General features: G+C 60.7%; 17 protein-coding genes and 1 pseudogene. 6 read left to right on the forward strand and 12 right to left on the reverse strand.

What is annotated here, in order from left to right; all coding sequences use genetic code 11:
* Window position 1: 1 nt before the first annotated feature.
* Window positions 2-310 carry an amphi-Trp domain-containing protein gene (locus tag ACBG85_RS06080; RefSeq protein WP_037129603.1) on the reverse strand — a complete coding sequence of 103 codons (309 nt, stop codon included), beginning with the start codon at window positions 308-310 and terminating at the stop codon, window positions 2-4.
* Between the two features lie 248 nt (window positions 311-558).
* On the opposite strand from ACBG85_RS06080, the gene ACBG85_RS06085 reads away from it, so the two are divergent.
* The 3 genes from ACBG85_RS06085 (at window position 559) to ACBG85_RS06095 (ending at window position 3,814) form a co-directional block, all read left to right on the forward strand.
* Entirely contained in the window at window positions 559-1,002 is a 444-nt protein-coding gene (locus tag ACBG85_RS06085) for a Fur family transcriptional regulator (protein WP_037129600.1), read from the forward strand.
* A gap of 36 nt (window positions 1,003-1,038) precedes the next feature.
* Window positions 1,039-3,261, forward strand: coding sequence for a catalase/peroxidase HPI (katG, locus tag ACBG85_RS06090; RefSeq protein WP_003941458.1), 2,223 nt, complete (start codon window positions 1,039-1,041; stop codon window positions 3,259-3,261).
* Window positions 3,262-3,340: 79 nt separating this feature from the next.
* Window positions 3,341-3,814 carry an NUDIX domain-containing protein gene (locus ACBG85_RS06095; protein ID WP_003941446.1) on the forward strand — a complete coding sequence of 158 codons (474 nt, stop codon included), beginning with the start codon at window positions 3,341-3,343 and terminating at the stop codon, window positions 3,812-3,814.
* 17 nt (window positions 3,815-3,831) lie between these two features.
* Here ACBG85_RS06095 and ACBG85_RS06100 read toward each other — a convergent pair whose 3' ends face one another.
* Together ACBG85_RS06100 and ctaD are read right to left on the reverse strand one after the other, a co-directional pair.
* Window positions 3,832-4,650, reverse strand: coding sequence for a universal stress protein (locus ACBG85_RS06100; protein WP_058038910.1), 819 nt, complete (start codon window positions 4,648-4,650; stop codon window positions 3,832-3,834).
* A 221-nt stretch (window positions 4,651-4,871) separates the two neighbouring features.
* Window positions 4,872-6,614, reverse strand: coding sequence for a cytochrome c oxidase subunit I (gene ctaD / locus ACBG85_RS06105; protein WP_007726434.1), 1,743 nt, complete (start codon window positions 6,612-6,614; stop codon window positions 4,872-4,874).
* A 199-nt stretch (window positions 6,615-6,813) separates the two neighbouring features.
* Between ctaD and ACBG85_RS06110 the strand changes: the two genes are divergently transcribed.
* Window positions 6,814-7,194, forward strand: a complete 381-nt coding sequence (locus ACBG85_RS06110) for a VOC family protein (protein WP_007726436.1) — start codon at window positions 6,814-6,816, stop codon at window positions 7,192-7,194.
* A 3-nt stretch (window positions 7,195-7,197) separates the two neighbouring features.
* On the opposite strand, the gene ACBG85_RS06115 is transcribed toward ACBG85_RS06110, so the two are convergent.
* From ACBG85_RS06115 to ACBG85_RS06125, 3 genes are all read right to left on the reverse strand, one after another.
* Window positions 7,198-8,898 carry a GAF domain-containing protein gene (locus ACBG85_RS06115; RefSeq protein ID WP_209448392.1) on the reverse strand — a complete coding sequence of 567 codons (1,701 nt, stop codon included), beginning with the start codon at window positions 8,896-8,898 and terminating at the stop codon, window positions 7,198-7,200.
* Window positions 8,888-9,619, reverse strand: a complete 732-nt coding sequence (locus ACBG85_RS06120; RefSeq protein ID WP_039972719.1) for a response regulator transcription factor — start codon at window positions 9,617-9,619, stop codon at window positions 8,888-8,890. The genes ACBG85_RS06115 and ACBG85_RS06120 overlap by 11 nt, the downstream gene beginning before the upstream one ends.
* A gap of 234 nt (window positions 9,620-9,853) precedes the next feature.
* On the reverse strand, window positions 9,854-10,198 hold the full coding sequence (locus tag ACBG85_RS06125) for a nitroreductase/quinone reductase family protein (RefSeq protein WP_037129595.1): 345 nt from the start codon (window positions 10,196-10,198) through the stop codon (window positions 9,854-9,856).
* Window positions 10,199-10,436: 238 nt separating this feature from the next.
* Between ACBG85_RS06125 and ACBG85_RS06130 the strand changes: the two genes are divergently transcribed.
* The gene (locus tag ACBG85_RS06130) at window positions 10,437-10,658 is read left to right on the forward strand and encodes an RGCVC family protein (RefSeq protein ID WP_075832430.1); all 222 of its coding nucleotides are present in this window, start codon (window positions 10,437-10,439) and stop codon (window positions 10,656-10,658) included.
* A 107-nt stretch (window positions 10,659-10,765) separates the two neighbouring features.
* On the opposite strand, the gene ACBG85_RS06135 is transcribed toward ACBG85_RS06130, so the two are convergent.
* Entirely contained in the window at window positions 10,766-11,368 is a 603-nt protein-coding gene (locus ACBG85_RS06135; protein WP_136472424.1) for a hypothetical protein, read from the reverse strand.
* Window positions 11,369-11,391: 23 nt separating this feature from the next.
* The gene (locus tag ACBG85_RS06140) at window positions 11,392-11,841 is read right to left on the reverse strand and encodes a helix-turn-helix domain-containing protein (protein ID WP_007726458.1); all 450 of its coding nucleotides are present in this window, start codon (window positions 11,839-11,841) and stop codon (window positions 11,392-11,394) included.
* Between the two features lie 127 nt (window positions 11,842-11,968).
* Between ACBG85_RS06140 and ACBG85_RS06145 the strand changes: the two are divergent.
* Window positions 11,969-13,066 (forward strand): annotated as a pseudogene (locus ACBG85_RS06145) (MFS transporter); the annotation flags it as partial.
* Window positions 13,067-13,132: 66 nt separating this feature from the next.
* On the opposite strand, the gene ACBG85_RS06150 reads toward ACBG85_RS06145, so the two are convergent.
* The 4 genes from ACBG85_RS06150 to ACBG85_RS06165 form a co-directional block, all read right to left on the reverse strand.
* A complete protein-coding gene (locus tag ACBG85_RS06150; RefSeq protein ID WP_064114285.1) occupies window positions 13,133-14,383 on the reverse strand; it encodes an amidohydrolase in 1,251 nt (416 codons plus the stop codon).
* A 97-nt stretch (window positions 14,384-14,480) separates the two neighbouring features.
* Window positions 14,481-14,903: a hypothetical protein gene (locus ACBG85_RS06155; RefSeq protein WP_007726468.1), complete on the reverse strand. Its 423-nt coding sequence runs from the start codon at window positions 14,901-14,903 to the stop codon at window positions 14,481-14,483.
* A gap of 469 nt (window positions 14,904-15,372) precedes the next feature.
* The gene (locus ACBG85_RS06160) at window positions 15,373-15,921 is read right to left on the reverse strand and encodes a hypothetical protein (RefSeq protein ID WP_003943619.1); all 549 of its coding nucleotides are present in this window, start codon (window positions 15,919-15,921) and stop codon (window positions 15,373-15,375) included.
* Between the two features lie 159 nt (window positions 15,922-16,080).
* Entirely contained in the window at window positions 16,081-16,341 is a 261-nt protein-coding gene (locus tag ACBG85_RS06165) for a hypothetical protein (protein ID WP_221741492.1), read from the reverse strand.
* Between the last annotated feature and the right edge of the window lie 2 nt (window positions 16,342-16,343).

Genomic DNA, 16,343 nt, shown 5'->3' on the forward strand with positions numbered 1-16,343 from the left:
CCTATGTGGAAGTGCTCTTGCGTGGTCGGCTGCGACGAACTGCTTTGGTGCGAGGCGGAGACTTCTCTTCCGATTCTTCCTGAGGGTCGTCGCGCCAGTGAATCTCGATTTCTATCTCGACTTCGTTGCCGTCGACTTCGATCTCGAGTTCCCACCGAACCTGTTCCGGAACACTGATTTCGATCGAGTCCCCACCCGACCCCAGCTCCACTTCCGATCCACTGGCGAGGGCTTGGCCGAGGGCGATGAGTCGGTCGGCGACTTCCTGCCGTGAGAGTTCTGACTTCCTCTTGATCTCCAGTTTGGGCACGAGCACTCCTGACCTCGGCGGATTCTCCCTATCACGGTAGTTGGACGAAGGGGAGATTGTCGGAGTTTGTGGAACCACACAGCAGGACGCGTCGACGCGCAACAAACCTGAAGGCGGTGTGGGGACGCCAGAAACAGCGAGGAATCCGGCTCACTTCCAGCACGGACGAATCGGTCGGGAGGGCCCTGTCAGCGATGATTTTCGCGAAAGTCTGGGTTCAGTCCAGAAGATTGCGCAATAGTGGAAAGGTGCCTTCGACGCCGGATTATGCAGCCCAACTGCGTAACGCTGAGCTTCGCGTGACTCGTCCCAGAGTCACGGTGCTCGAGGTTGTGCATGCACGCCCACACGCAGCCACCGAGACTGTCTTCGATGCTGTGCGGGCTGTTCTGCCGGGGGTGTCGCGGCAGGCGGTCTACGACGTGTTGCACGCTCTCACCGACGCCGGGCTGATACGGCGGATCCAACCGTCCGGATCGGTGGCGCTGTACGAGTCACGCGTCGGCGACAACCATCATCACGTCGTCTGCCGGTCCTGTGGGGTCGTTGCAGATGTCGACTGCGCAGTCGGAGAGGCACCGTGTTTGACGCCGTCGGCGCACAACGGTTTCGTTCTCGACGAAGCCGAGGTCATTTACTGGGGCCTGTGTCCCGACTGCTCGACAACTCAGAGTTTGCGATCACAAACGTGATCGAAGTCCGTTCTACTCGCTCATGGAGGGATTACCGTGTCCGATAGTTGCCCGGTTGCTCACGACGGAAACACCGAGAGCACCAGCGAAAGTGAAAACCCCGCAATCCCGTCTCCGACGCCTACCGGGAATCGTCCGAGAACAAACAGCGACTGGTGGCCGAATCAGCCGGATCTCTCTGTCTTGCATTCACATTCGTCGAAGTCGAATCCGATGGGTGCCGACTTCGATTACGCCCAGGAATTCGCCAAGCTCGATGTCGAGGCGCTAAAGCGCGACGTCATCGCGTTGATGACGGCGTCGCAGGATTGGTGGCCGGCCGACTACGGGCACTACGGCGGACTCTTCGTGCGTATGAGCTGGCATGCTGCCGGCACCTATCGCATTGCAGACGGCCGCGGCGGTGGCGGCCAAGGTGCTCAGCGTTTCGCCCCGCTCAACAGTTGGCCGGACAACGCCAGCCTCGACAAGGCCCGGCGCCTGCTTTGGCCCGTGAAGCAGAAGTACGGAAAGCAGGTTTCCTGGGCCGACCTGCTGGTGTTCGCGGGCAACTGCGCCCTGGAGTCGATGGGGTTCAAGACCTTCGGCTTCGGATTCGGCCGAGAAGACATCTGGGAGCCCGAGGAGATCTACTGGGGTCCCGAGGACACCTGGCTCGGCGACGAGCGTTACAGCGGAGACCGTGAGCTGTCCGGACCGCTCGGAGCCGTGCAGATGGGCCTGATCTACGTCAATCCCGAAGGACCCAACGGGCAACCGGATCCGGTAGCGGCCGCCCGCGACATCCGAGAAACGTTCGCCCGCATGGCGATGAACGACGTGGAGACAGCTGCGCTGATCGCCGGCGGTCACACCTTCGGCAAGACGCACGGAGCCGGACCGGCCGACCTCGTCGGACCGGAACCGGAAGGTGCTCCCATCGAGCAGCAGGGACTGGGCTGGAAGAGTGCCTTCGGCACGGGTGTGGGTAAGGACGCGATCACCAGTGGTCTCGAAGTCGTGTGGACTCCCACTCCGACGAAGTGGGACAACACCTTCTTGGAGATTCTGTACGGCTACGACTGGGAGCTGACCAAGAGTCCGGCGGGTGCGTGGCAGTGGATTCCGAAGGACGGCGCGGGGGCGGGCACCATCCCGGATCCGTTCGATTCGTCGGCCGGACGCACCCCGACGATGCTGACGACCGACCTGTCCCTACGCCTGGATCCGACGTACGAGAAGATCACCCGGCGCTGGCTCGATCATCCGGAAGAATTCGCCGAAGAGTTCGCCAAGGCTTGGTACAAGCTCCTTCACCGTGACATGGGACCGGTCACGCGCTACCTGGGACCTTGGGTTCCCGAGCCGCAGCTGTGGCAGGACCCGGTTCCCTCGGCCGATGATCAACTGATCGGGGACGCAGACATCGCGATCCTCAAGAGTCGACTTCTCGACTCCGGGCTGTCCATTTCGCAGTTGGTATCGACGGCGTGGGCGTCTGCCGCGAGCTTCCGCAGCACGGACATGCGCGGCGGCGCCAACGGTGCGCGAATCCGACTGGAGCCGCAGAAGAATTGGGAAGTCAACGAGCCTGCAGCTCTCTCCGCGGTGCTTCAGACTCTCGAGCGTGTTCAGCAGGACTTCAACCAGGCTGGTGGAGCAAAGGTTTCTCTCGCCGACCTGATCGTTCTGGGTGGTACAGCGGCCGTCGAACAGGCTGCGAAGAACGCCGGACAGGACATCACGGTCTCGTTCACGCCGGGCCGAACGGATGCAACGCAGGAGCAGACAGACGTCGACTCGTTCGAGGTACTCGAACCCCGGGCCGACGGATTCCGGAACTACCTCAAGGGAGGCGAGAAGATTCCGGCAGAGATTCTGTTGGTCGACCGCGCGTACATGCTGTCGCTGACCCCGCCCGAGGTGACAGTGCTGGTCGGCGGACTTCGCGCGCTGAACGCGAACTTCGGCAATACCCGTCACGGCGTGTTCACCGATCGTCCCGAGACGTTGACCAACGATTTCTTCGTCAACCTTCTCGACATGGGTACCGAGTGGAAGCCGTCGAAGACGGACGAAAACGTATACGACGGCGTTGATCGCGTGACGGGCGATCCGAAGTACACGGCAACTGCGGTCGATCTCGTTTTCGGATCGAATTCGCAACTGCGTGCACTCGCCGAGGTGTACGCCAGCGCAGACGCCAAGCAGAAGTTCGCCGAAGACTTCGCCGCAGCCTGGACCAAGGTGATGGACCTCGACCGGTTCGACGTGAACTGATCCAGCAGATCGTCGACGACGCCCCGCGAGCTTGTTCTCGCGGGGCGCCGTCATTTCACGCGCACGATAGCGTGGTCGTGTGGCCGATCAATTTGCGCTGGTACCAGCGGTGTACGTGATGTTCTGTCGAAGCAACCCGGTACAACGGCGCGAGGTGCTGCTGCAATTGCGCGAGGGCACGGGATTCATGGACGGATACTGGGCTCACGCTGCTGCGGGCCACGTCGAACTGGGGGAGTCGGCGATCGACGCTGCCGTTCGGGAGGCTGCGGAAGAACTTGGTGTCGAGTTGCTTTCCTCGGAACTGAAGCCGCTGACCGTGTTGCATCGCCGCCACGCGGACGGGAGCGAACCGGTGGATCATCGAGTGGACTTCTTCTACGAATGCCGCACGTGGTCGGGTGAACCACGCCGGATGGAGCCGTTGAAATCTGCAGATCTGCGGTGGTGGCCGGTTGACGAACTCCCGGAGAAGTTGGTCGACCACGAGCGTTTCGTAATCGAAGCCCATCACTCCGGTCAGCTCGCACCCATCCACAGTTACGGCTTCTGACCGGGTGACGATCTGATTCAGGCTTCGCTGGCAACGATGACCGGGCAGTGTGCTTTTCGAATCATCGCACTGCTCGTGGTGCCGAGAGCGGTGTCGTCGAACGAGCCTCGCCCACGCCGACCCACGACGAGAAGCCGTGCCTCGGTGGAGAGTTGTTCAAGAATGGCAACCGAGGGGCCGTCGAACTCGATCTGACGGATCGCGACGCCAGGGTAGAGCGTGGCCCAACCCGACAGTTGCCACGTCAGCGGCGTCGAGTGCTGGGGCGAGTGCCCGGATGCGACGTCTCGACGCAGTTCGGCCTCTGGCGGCGCTGCGTGCACGACGACCAGTTCGGTGTTCGCTGCCTCTGCTTCCTTGAATGCGATGGCCAGAGCGCTTTCGCTGTAGGCGCTTCCGTCCAAACCGACGACAACCGGCAAGGCTGCCGCAGCGCTGCTTTCACGCGGTGTTCCGACTCTTGCGAACGAACATGTCGGTCCAGGTGCGGCGGGATCGTCCTGTGTTGCGACGATCAAGGCGGCCTCGGACGTCAACGCGGTGAGGATTGCGGTGTTCTCCCCGGAGATCAGATCGGTCCGGATCCGAAGATCTGGCGACACCGACTCGGCGATCTGAATGGCCTCCATGAACAGGCCGGTCGGCGATGCCGAGGTGTTCAGATCGGCGCTCGGAGCTACGAAAACGATTCGCATCCAGAGACCGTGGCGATGTGCGAACTCAGCCGCCCACGTGATCACGTCGGGGCGCACCGGGGATCCGTCGATGCACACGACCACCGCTCCGTCCGCGGACCACTCCGAGGTGATGAGATCAGTCGATAGTTCGGGCTTCATCGTGAACTCCTCGAGCTGTGTCTGTTGAATGCGAACTAGCTTGCAGGACAGTGCCGAACAGCAATCCTGCGACGATTATCGAGCACGCGGCAGTCGTCAGGGGCAACCACACGAGCGTCGTGACAGCGAACATGAGCACGAGCAACGGGGCGAGGAGATGGCCGGGTTTCGCTCGGCGTTCGTGGTGCTGCTTTTCTGCCCAGGCTCGGTGCTTCGTGCCGTCATTCATGTTGTTTCACCTCAGTTCTCACGTCGGAAACCGACTTGTGACCAAGCAGTCCGACATGCGCCTCGTCGCGCATTCTTTCGACCATGTGGGGGTAGTGCAGTTCGAATGCCGGCCGCTCACTGCGGATTCGGGGGAGTTCGGTGAAGTTGTGTCGCGGTGGTGGGCAGGACGTCGCCCATTCGAGCGAGTTTCCGAAGCCCCAAGGATCGTCGACGGTCACAATTCGGCCGTACCGGTAGCTCTTGAAAACGTTCCAGATGAACGGAATCGTCGAGGCTCCGAGCACAAACGCGCCGATGGTCGAGATCGTGTTGAGAAGAGTGAAATTGTCCGACGGCAGGTAGTCCGCGTACCGCCGAGGCATGCCCTGGGCGCCGAGCCAATGCTGGACGAGAAATGTTGCGTGAAAGCCGATCAGGGTCAACCAGAAATGGATCTTGGCGAGCTTCTCGTCCAACATCCGGCCGGTCATTTTCGGGAACCAGAAGTAGATTCCGGCGTATGTCGCGAACGCGATTGTCCCGAAGAGGACGTAATGGAAATGCGCGACAACAAAGTACGAGTCGGTGACATGAAAGTCCAAGGGCGGGCTGGCAAGGATGACGCCGGAGAGTCCGCCGAACAGGAATGTGACCAGGAAGCCGACGGAGAACAGCATGGGCGATTCGAAAGTCAACTGCCCCTTCCACATGGTGCCGATCCAGTTGAAGAACTTGACTCCGGTGGGAACTGCGATCAGGAAGGTCATGAACGAGAAGTAGGGGAGGAGAACGGCGCCGGTTGCGTACATGTGGTGAGCCCACACAGCGATCGACAGTGCAGCAATTCCCAATGTTGCATAGACCAATCCGGTGTATCCGAAGATCGGCTTGCGGCTGAAGACGGGGAAGATCTCCGAGACTATGCCGAAGAACGGCAGCGCCAGAATGTAGACCTCGGGATGTCCGAAGAACCAGAACAGGTGCTGCCACAACATGACTCCACCGGTGGCGGGGTCGAACAGGTGCGCTCCCAGGTGCCGGTCCACCCACAGTCCGATCAAGGCAGCAGCGAGCAGCGGAAAAACGAGGAGGATCAGCATGCTGGCGACCAGCGCATTCCACGTGAAGATCGGCATGCGGAACATCGTCATACCCGGGGCGCGCAGGCAGACGATCGTCGAAACGATGTTGACTGCGCCGAGGATGGTGCCGACCCCACCGAGAGCGAGACCGATGATCCACAGGTCGGCGCCCATGCCGGGGGAGTGGAGTTCGCTGGTGAGCGGTACGTAGGCGGTCCAGCCGAAATCTGCCGCACCACCAGGTGTTACGAATCCGGCGGACGCGATCAGGCCGCCGAAGAGATAGAGCCAGTAGCTGAAGGCGTTGAGTCGCGGGAAACACACGTCCGGCGACCCGATCTGCAGTGGCATGAGGTAGTTGGCGAATCCGAAGAACACCGGGGTCGCGTACAGCAGGAGCATGATCGTGCCGTGCATGGTGAACAACTGGTTGTACTGCTCGTTGGACAGGAATTGCATTCCCGGAACGGTCAATTCCATGCGCATGAGTAGTGCCATCAGTCCGCCGATCAAGAAGAAGGCAAACGATGTCACGATGTACATCAGACCGATCATCTTGTGATCGGTGGTCCTGAGGATCTCGACCAGTTTCGAACCCTTCGGAGCGGTTCGGGGAATTGCATCGGCGGGAGAATCGACCTCACCGACCGGCCGGGGCGCGAGATCAACCACGACGGCCGCCTACGCACATCGACGTGACGAAAGACCGAGAATGCCTGGGACTGTGGAACATAACGCAATGATCGTGGCGACCGGGAACTCGGACGAGGGGAAAAGGTCCCTAGGATCGGAACAGAGGCATGGCGTAGATCACGTGGTCCGGTACGGTCGAGAGAGTTGTCTTCACGAGCGGAAAGAAAGCGAGATGGTCATGGCATGTCGTATCAGTGAACTGGTGCTCGGTTGCCGGGAACCCGAGGTGCTGGGCCGGTTCTGGTGCGAGGTCCTGGACTTCGTCGTGCTCGATCGAATGGACGACGGTTCGTTGGAGATCGGCCCACGCGAAGGGTTCGGCGGTCCGCAGCCGACGATCATCCTCAGTCGCAGAGACGAACCGGAGAAGGGTAAGCCCCGCCTGCATATCGACGTCAACGCCACCGATCGCGATCAGGAGGCCGAACTGGAACGCCTGTTGAGTCTTGGTGCGCGGCCGGCCGACATCGGCCAGACAGGGCACGAACAATGGCATGTCCTGGCCGATCCGGAAGGTAACGAGTTCTGCCTGCTCAAGGCCCAACTGGATCCGCTCTGACGCTCAACGATGCTGGATCGGCAACGGACTTCGCCTGGGGCTCAGTGGAACACGCCACACCAGTTCGGTGACACCGTTCTCACTGGTGATGTTGCTCGAGCCTCCGCACTGACGAGCGCGGGTCGCCAGGTTGTCGAGACCGTGGATTCTGGTTGCCTGGTCGATTCCCACACCGTCGTCGACGATGCTGATGACAAGCTCCTCGGTGGCCCGGATGGTGACGTCGATGGCATCGGCATGTGCATGCCGCAGAGCGTTGCTCAAGCCCTCGCGCACAACGGCTTCGGCGTGCGGGGCAAGTCGAGACGGGACGGAACTGTCGATGGTTCCCTCGAAAGTGACGCTGGGAGTGATCGACGAGTGGCCGGACAGACCGTTGACGGCATCGAGTAGTCGCCGCCGCAGGCTTGTGGGAGTAGACATCTCGCTCGTATGGAGGTCGAAGACTGCGGTGCGGATTTCACGGACTGTTCGATCGAGTTGATCGACAGAGGTGTCCAATACGGTTCGAACGGTGTCCTCGTCGCCTGGACGTTGCAGCACCCCCTGCAAACTCAACCCGGTGGCGAACAGCTGTTGGATGACGTGGTCATGGAGATCCCGCGCGATTCGGTCGCGATCTTCGAGGACGTCGACCAGTCTTTCTTTCCGTTGCTGTTCTGCGAATTCGACAGTGACAGAAGCGATGTCTGCCATCGCCGTCAGTTGCTCGATCTCGTCCACTCCCCACGGGCGGTTGCTGCGGCGTGACGCGAAGAGAACACCGCCGCCGAACGAGGTCCCGGAGAGGGGGAGTGCGACCACTGATTCGTCGCCGGAAACGTTCAGTGCCGGAACGGAACTGCCATGTGGTGCAGAGATCGGCCGCCGGCTCCGCGCAGCGTCGTCGATCACGGTCCCGGACAGATCGACGGCTGATCCGGTCGCGGGGACAGGCTGGGAATCAGCAGCATCGGCGACGTGGACTACCGGCTCTCTGCCGAGGTCGTAGCGAACGACGCACACAAGATTTCCATCCGTGAGGTGCCGCGTCGTCCGAACCAGTTCCGCCAGCGTCTCGTCGCGGGATCCGCCGCTGAGCAGACGTGCATTGACGGCTGCGACGGCCTTGAGCCAGGCTTCTCGCGTCCGGGATTCCTCGAACAGACGCGCATTGTCGATGGCGATGCTCGCAGCATTTGCCAGAATCTGGAGTACAGCCTCGTCGCGGTCGTCGAATGCAGTCCGTTCCGAGCTGTCCGCGAGGTAGATGCTGCCGAACACCTCGCCCCTGACGAAGATCGGAACACCGAGAAACGTGTCCATCGGCGGGTGATTGGTCGGAAACCCTGTCGAGCACGGATGCGAGGAGATTCGGTCGGTTCGAACCGGGCACGGTTCTCGAACGACCAGGCCCAGCAGGCCGTGTCCTTCGGGAAGATGCCCGATCTTGGCAACCTGCCCTTGAGTCAAACCGGAGTGGATGAATCGGGACAAGCGTCCGTCGGGGGATTTCACGCCGAGCGCGCCGTAGTCCGCTTCGAGGAGATGTCGCGCGACGTCGACTATCTGTTGCAGGGTTTCGTCGAGCTGGAGTGTGGACCCGACGGTCAACACGGCACTGAGCAGTTTGGGAATTGCAGTCGGGTTTAGAGCAGTCAGCTCCGCGCTTCCGGCGATGTCGCCGAAAAGGCTGAGCATGAGCGCGTCGCGGCTACCTGGCATGGTGCGTGCCCGTGGTGGCGGAAAAGGGCGAGCCGGACGGCGTCAGCAGGTGAGTGGTCGCCTGGCCCGAAGGATCCGGGTGCGAAGTGCCCGCACGAAGCTTTGTCGCCAGAACTGCGGCCTGCGTTCGACGTTCGAGACCCAGTTTCTCGAGGATGCGTGAGACGTAGTTCTTGACTGTTTTCTCCGAGAGTTCTGCGTGCGAGCTGATCTCTCGATTGCTCAGTCCCTTGCCGATCAACTCGAAGATCAAGAGCTCCTGATCGGTCAACAGGGCTGCCGCAGTACCCGACTCCTGTTCGGACCGGATGCGCCGGACCAAACCGATCACCGCCTGGGTGTTCAACAGCGACTTGCCGGTAGCAACCGTGCGGATCGCCGACACCAGGTCGTGGCCGCGGATGTTCTTGAGGACGAATCCTCGTGCGCCGGCGATCAGGGCGTCGAGTAGTGCGTCGTCGTCGGAGTACGACGTGAGCATCAAAGTGGCGGCGCTCGGGTAGGTCGACGCCAGTTCTCGGCACAGTTCCACACCGTTACCGTCGGGAAGTCTGACGTCCATGACAACCACGTCGGGTCGGCATTCGGGTATTCCGGCCGAGGCTTCGCGAACACACGACGCCTCGCCAACAACGTTGAATCCCGATACCTGGTTCAACAGGTCTGCCAATCCACGACGGACGATCTCGTGGTCGTCGACCAGATAGATGCCGATCGTCACGGTGGTCACCTCTTCCAGCTCACGCCTGCCGTCGATGTTACCGGACGGTAATGTCCCGACAGGATCGGGTTGTCCGACCGATGGTCGACAAAAAACCCGCGTCGAAGGGTGCGAGACCGAGTCTCGATTGCACAGAGTCAAAGGTCCCGACCGTCACGAGATCTGAATCACCCAGATCTCGTGAGGCGGTGGGTGTGAGCTGAATGTGATTGCACCGGTGGCTGTTCGATCCGCTCAGTCGACGGGAGCGAGTTCGACGGAGACGTAGACACCCTTGCCTTTTCGGTGTGCGAGTGCCTCGCCGGGGCGATCGATACCGTCCAGTTGGAGAACGATCGGACCTTGTTCCGGGTAGAAATTGCGCCACCAACTCTTCTTGTCTGGCATGGCAACGCCGATCGTCACATGGTCGCCTTTTCGTTTGTAGGACACGGGCGCGCTGAAGGTGCGACCGGACTTGCGTCCGACGTAGGTGATGACGGTCATGGAACGGCCCAGTAGTTTGCCTACGATCGGAGCGCCGATCAGTGGTTGGACCACTACGTTCACGGCGGCGGATACACGTTGGAAAGTGTTCACGAGAAGCCCTTTCACGACGAATGCTGCACGAATTCGAATCCTGCACGGAAATGGTGCGTGCAGTAGTTCTATCCTGCTCGACCGGGAATGTCGCGTGGGCAGAAATTGGTACAAACCGGTGTGCCGAAGCGAGTAGCGTGGGGTACGTCGAGGGTCATTCGAATATGCGCGGTCAAGCCATGTCGTCCTCGACGCCAACCCGGTCTGTGGTCGAACGGCCGAGAACTGGAGCGCCTGTATGGCGTCGAACCCGTCCGATGTGTCGAATGCACGAGGGCAATCCGAGTCGACTGACGAGGATCAGAAAACACCGTCGATCTGCCCGGCGTGTCAGCACAGTATGGAATCCCATGATCCGCTCGGGGTTCGCTTCTGCGCAGTGACTGCCGACCGCGGTCTCGATCGAAAGTGCATCTGCGCTGCCGATCGTGAGGAAATTCAGCACTACTCGCGATACTGATCCGCCTGGGCATCACGTCAATTCATACGCCAAGATTCGACTGTCACCTCGACGACACTGCCCGCGCCACTGAACGCGCCGCGGGTGAACCGCACTGAGTGACAGATTCACCCTCGTTGCGACCACTTGCCGCGCAGAAGCATCAGTGCGGTAAGGGTGAGGCCCCATCCGATCGTGGACAGTGCGACGCCCACGCCTGCCTGTCCGGTGACATCAGTACTGGCGTCGATGCTGAATGCTGTGGTGAATCCTGCAGCAGTGCCGGCAGCGGCCGTCATACCGCCCGCCTTCATCCATCGCGAGCAATGGGCGGAACCGAAACACGCCAGAATCACTGTCAGTCCACAGGCGACGACCTGCCAGGTGGGGAACTGTGTCGGGGCAGGCAGGCCGGGGCCGCGGAATCCGCCTTTGTAGTCGGCTGACCAGCTGAGCCAGCCCACGCAAGACAGAAAGCCCAGTGCAAAGGCCAACAGGCCGGTGCTCCACAGTCCGAGTGAGCCCGATCCCGTGTGCCCGCCGCCGAGGGCGGTCGTGGAGTGCTCCAGGCCAGTTCGTTCCGAACGCCAGATTGTCCAGATGATGCTCGCGCCGATAGTTGCGGGCACGCCGACGAAGATGAATGCAATCCAGAGAAACTGCGGCCAGGAGAACTCGAGATCGACAGTCATGGTCGGAGTATGCGCGTACTTCGAATCATGTGCGCCCATCTGTCAATCTGGCGAGTTGCGGGTCAACCTTCCTCGACCTTCTCCACATGTGTACTTGTAGGGTCCAGGTCGATATTCCGTGTGTTGATCAGTCGAAGCCTGGGAACCGGATCGCCCGTGGTGTCGTCGATCAAGATCGAGTGTGGCTCACCGTCATCGAAGGCGTGGCGCTCTCCCCACTGTCGCAGGCTAATGATCACGATGAACAGATCCATACCGCGTTCGGTCAGGATGTACTCGTTGCGGGTACCTTGCGCGTTCGGTTGGACTTCGAAGATTCCCTGCTCGACAAGGACTTTGAGCCTGTCTGTGAGAATGTTCTTTGCGATGCCCAGGTTTCGTTGAAACTGACTGAATCTCGATGACCCGTCGAAGGCGTCACGCACGATCAGCAGCGACCATCTGTCGCCGATGATGTCGGCCGCTCGGGCCGTCGGGCAGTGCGGGTCTGTCCATTGTGCGCGATCCGGCATCGAGTTCCTCATTGGTTGCGTTTTGAAACTGTATTGACGTAACCTCCAAATGGTATCAAAACGCAACCAAGTTGAGGTGGAAGTGACTGCACGTCATGCTGTCGAGAACGCGCGGGGCAAGTTGAAAATGTCTCGCGGACTTCGCCTGTTGCTCGCAGTGCTCTGCGGGGTCTCGGTAGCCAACATCTACTACGCACAGCCGCTCCTCGGGCAAATAGGCTCGGATCTTTCCATTCCTCCGGCCGGCCTCGGTTTCGTAGTCGCACTCGCCCAACTCGGTTATGTGGTGGGGTTGATCGTGTTGGTGCCATTGAGCGATCTCGTGAATCGAAAGAAATTGATCGCAATCCAGATCGTCGCTGCTGCAACGGGAACGATGTTTGTTGCTCTGGCCACCACGAATCTGCAGCTGTTGATCGGGATGGCGGTCGCAGGCACGTTCTCGGTAGTTGTTCAAGTCATAGTTGCCTATGCTGCGGCAATCAGTGACCCGGACGAGCGGGGCGCAAACATCGGTGTCATCACCAGCGGCGTTGTCGTCGGCATCATCCTCGCTCGGACTGTCGCCGGCGCAGTTGCGGATCTGGCAGGCTGGCGGGCGGTCTACGCGGGATCCACTTTCATTTCGGTACTGGTCGCGGCCGTCGCGCTGACGATGCTGCCGAAAGATCCTCGTTTGCAACACGATAGGCGTTCGTACGTGCGTGCAATGGGGTCTGTCGTGACGTTGACGCTTACGAACCGACTGTTTCGCACCCGGGCCCTGATCGCCTTGTTCCTTTTCGCGTCCTTTGGTGCTTTGTGGAGCGGAATGGCCCTGCCGTTGAGTGAGGAACCATGGCGGTTGTCGACCACACAGATCGGGCTCTTCGGAATCGCAGGATTGGTTGGAGCATTGGGCGCGGTCGGTGCCGGTCGGTGGGCCGATCAAGGCAAAGCGCAACGCGTCACCGGGGCGTCGTTGGTCGTTCTCTTGCTGTCGTGGGTATTCAACGCGCAGGCGACGCACTCGCTGGTGTTACTCGTAGTCGGTGTTGTTGCGTTGGACTTCGCCGTGCAGGCTGTTCATGTCACGAGCCAGAATCTGATCGTCGCGAACACACCGGAATCGTCGGGGCAGATCATCGGTAGTTACATGGTGTTCTATTCGTTGGGCAGCGCGGCTGGGGCGGTTTCCACCACTATGGTTTTCGACGCGGCAGGGTGGGGCGCTGCAAGTATTCTCGGCGGCGCCTACGCGTTTGCAGCCTTGATCGCATGGACGATCGATCGATTGCGGACCCGCAACACTCTAGGGAGTTGGGAGCCACGTCCTGGCCGCGACGACCAAGGCGTTCACACCGATGGTCAGGGTCGGCTCGATCACGGGAGCGTAGTGCGGAGAGTGGTTCGACGGCACGGTTCGCAAAGCCGGATCAGTCATGTCACCTGTCGTGAACAGTGAAGGGTCGGTACCGCCCAACAGCCAGTACGACAGTGGCGCACCGGCACTGGTCGCGAGAATGCCGACGTCTTCACTACCTGCTCCCGCTCCGGGATCGAGAATCTTGTTCGTCCCCAACCATTCGGCAAACGCATCGAGTGTCTTGTCCAGCGCTGCCGGATCATTGACGACGATCGGAAAGTGCTCCGTCTCGGTGATGGTCGGTGAGGTGGGTGCACCGGCGGTGGCCGCTTCGCCCCGGACGATGCGGTCGACGCTGTCCAGGATGCGCTGACGCACACCTGCGTCGTAGCTGCGGATGTTGAGTTGCAGTTCTGCTTCGCCGGGAATGACGTTGGCGGCATCTCCAGCATGGATGGAGCCGACGGTGAGGACAGCTGTGGCAGTACTCGGGACCTCGCGTGAGATGACAGTTTGCAAACGCAACACGGTTTCGGCTGCCATGACCACGGGATCGACCGAGTTCTCCGGCATAGATCCGTGGGCGCCCTTTCCGACCAGTCTCACACGAAGTGAGTCCGATCCCGCATACGAGGGGCCGGCGTGCCCGGCGATCGTGCCTGCCGGTAGCGGCGATACATGTTGTCCGAGAACGATGTCGGGCCTCGGGAATCGCTCGAACAGTCCGTCGTCGACCATGGCTTGCGCACCCGCGCCAAGTTCCTCAGCCGGTTGGAAGACGAGGACAAGAGTGCCAGACCAGGTCGTCGTATCCTGAGAGAGGATCCGGGCCGCACCGAGTAAGCAGGTCGTATGCAGGTCATGGCCGCACGCGTGGCTGACCGAGACGGTCTTTCCCTGATCGTCGGTCGTTGTTACGGTACTGGCGTAGTCCAATCCGGTTTCTTCCCGAACCGGGAGGGCGTCCATATCCGCACGCAGCAGCGCTGTGGGGCCCACTCCGTTCTTCAGGACTCCGACGACTCCGGTAGTCCCGACATCGGTGGTGGTGTCGAATCCAAGTGCTGTTAAATGTCTTTCCACCAGACTGGATGTTCGTTGCTCGTGAAACCCCAGTTCCGGATGGCTGTGGAGGTCCTTGTACAGGTCGATCAAATCCAGATCCACGGCGATCGTTTCGTGCACTGACGAGGTCATGAGTGTCCTCTCGGTAGCGTCTTTTCAGGCTAACCGGGATGACGGGTCGGTAAACAGGACCTTAGGTCCAACGGTGCCGGTGATGCGGAGTCTGGTGCTACGGCACGTAGAACGATGTGACACCTGGGGTGATGATGGATCCGGCCACGGACAGCACGGCAACAGCGACTTGACCGGTCCCGGTCTGCACGATCGCCTCTGCTGGGACTCCGTTGAGACCGTCCGAGAGCCGAGCCGAGCCGGAGGCCCCGGTCGAAAGGTTCAGCCAGCGCACTTCGGACGAGAGCAGGCATCCCCACCGGCCTTCCTTGCCTCCGGTGATCGTCACCGTGCCGGGTTGTTCACCGACGACAGCTACGCAGCGGACGGCCGGCGCGTCGAAGCTGCCGTTCGGGTTGCCGTACGGCGCAGGGTTGACCTGGAATGGAATGGTCACCGCGGCGGATGCGAGCGCTACCGACGTCAGAGTAGAAGCGATCACGACGGATGTGCAGACGCTCAGTCGGCGAACGAGATTCATCACGGAGGCCTCCAGCCATGTCCAGGTGATTTGCTTGTCTTCCCCGACGTAACGTTTTGGTCGTAGCTTCCCTTCTTGCATCGCCGCATTGAAGACGACAGCCTCACCGTATCCGGTTGCACAGGAGAATTCAGGTACTCGTCGCTATTCGCTACATGTGGCGGCCTCAGATGCCGTCCGTCGAACCGCCTCTGCCGTCGTCGAAGCACGTACTACGGCAACCGGTGTTCCGGCTGCGGGATCGAAACTCCAGTCCTGCCGATAGGACTGGAGTAGATCTGGATCTGTGATCATCGCACCTGGCGACAATCGCTGGGCGAGCGTGTTCAAAGCGTCGACACTACCATGATCTGGTTTCAGCCTTCCGCTCCGAGATGTGAAACTCATTGTGTCCAAGGCATGTCCGTGGACCCGAGAGTTGAAAGTCAGTATCTCGAGTGCGGTTGAGATCCACCGAATATGGCGTACGTCATATGTTGCTGAGGTCGGTCAGTACCTGATCGAAGGCGCCGGTACGTCCAGGTGTCACTACCTTCTGAAACAGTGTCAGGACACATTCGTCAAGGGCGTCCGTTGCCGTGAGGGTTCTTCTGGCGACGGTGCTTCTACCGGACCATCGGCCACGTTCCATGTGTGCCAATGCGATTCCGTCACGCCGGGCTGTTGCCTTTCGGCCCGATGAATGAACGAAGAGGTATGTTCTGCCCGCGATATCGACTTCGCACAGCTTGTTCTTGCGGCGCATGGCCTTGGGCTTCTGGTCGATCAGGGTCCCGATCGTTCCGTCGGACAATCGAAGTGATGCAGGTCGGCCTTTACGGAATGTGAGCCTGGATCGATCCTGCTCGGCTGTTGACGATTTCCTCTTCCGCCCGCCGGCAACGCTCTCCGATCCGTCGTCGGATGCGGGAATCAGTTCGCCTTGAACGTTCCCCGACGGATCGAATATCGATACGGCCGAACCACCTTCGGCGAGGTTGACGAACCAGCCGGTCTCTGTAGGGGTGTTCCATTTCATGTAGATGATTATTCTTCATCAGTGCCGAGGAACATCAGCCGACAGCCCGAGACGAGGATCGCGGTCAGGATTCGACAGTCACCTCGACGACGCCATCGTCGCCGTTGAAACGAACCGCCGGCCAGTACCCGTCCATGAAATGCAAACCGCACGAGTCTGTCAGACGTTGACAATCGCTTCGACGGCCAGACGGTGAAGAGCCTGGTGCTGCTCGAAGACGTGGCGTAGGCGGGGAAGCATGCCGCGTGCAAGGGTGCCGAGCGTTTCGTCGACGATGCCGAAGCTGGGATTTGTCCTCACGTGAGCAGCGCAGACATCGAAGAAGGCAAGCCGCGATTCTGCTGGGGCGGGCACAACGCCCGAACCGTGGCAGGAGCCGTTCTTCGCCAATCCACTCGCAATGTCCCGCTGACTGGGCATCC

The organism is Rhodococcus sp. NyZ502 (assembly GCF_041464245.1).
Classification (GTDB): domain Bacteria; phylum Actinomycetota; class Actinomycetes; order Mycobacteriales; family Mycobacteriaceae; genus Rhodococcus_F; species Rhodococcus_F qingshengii.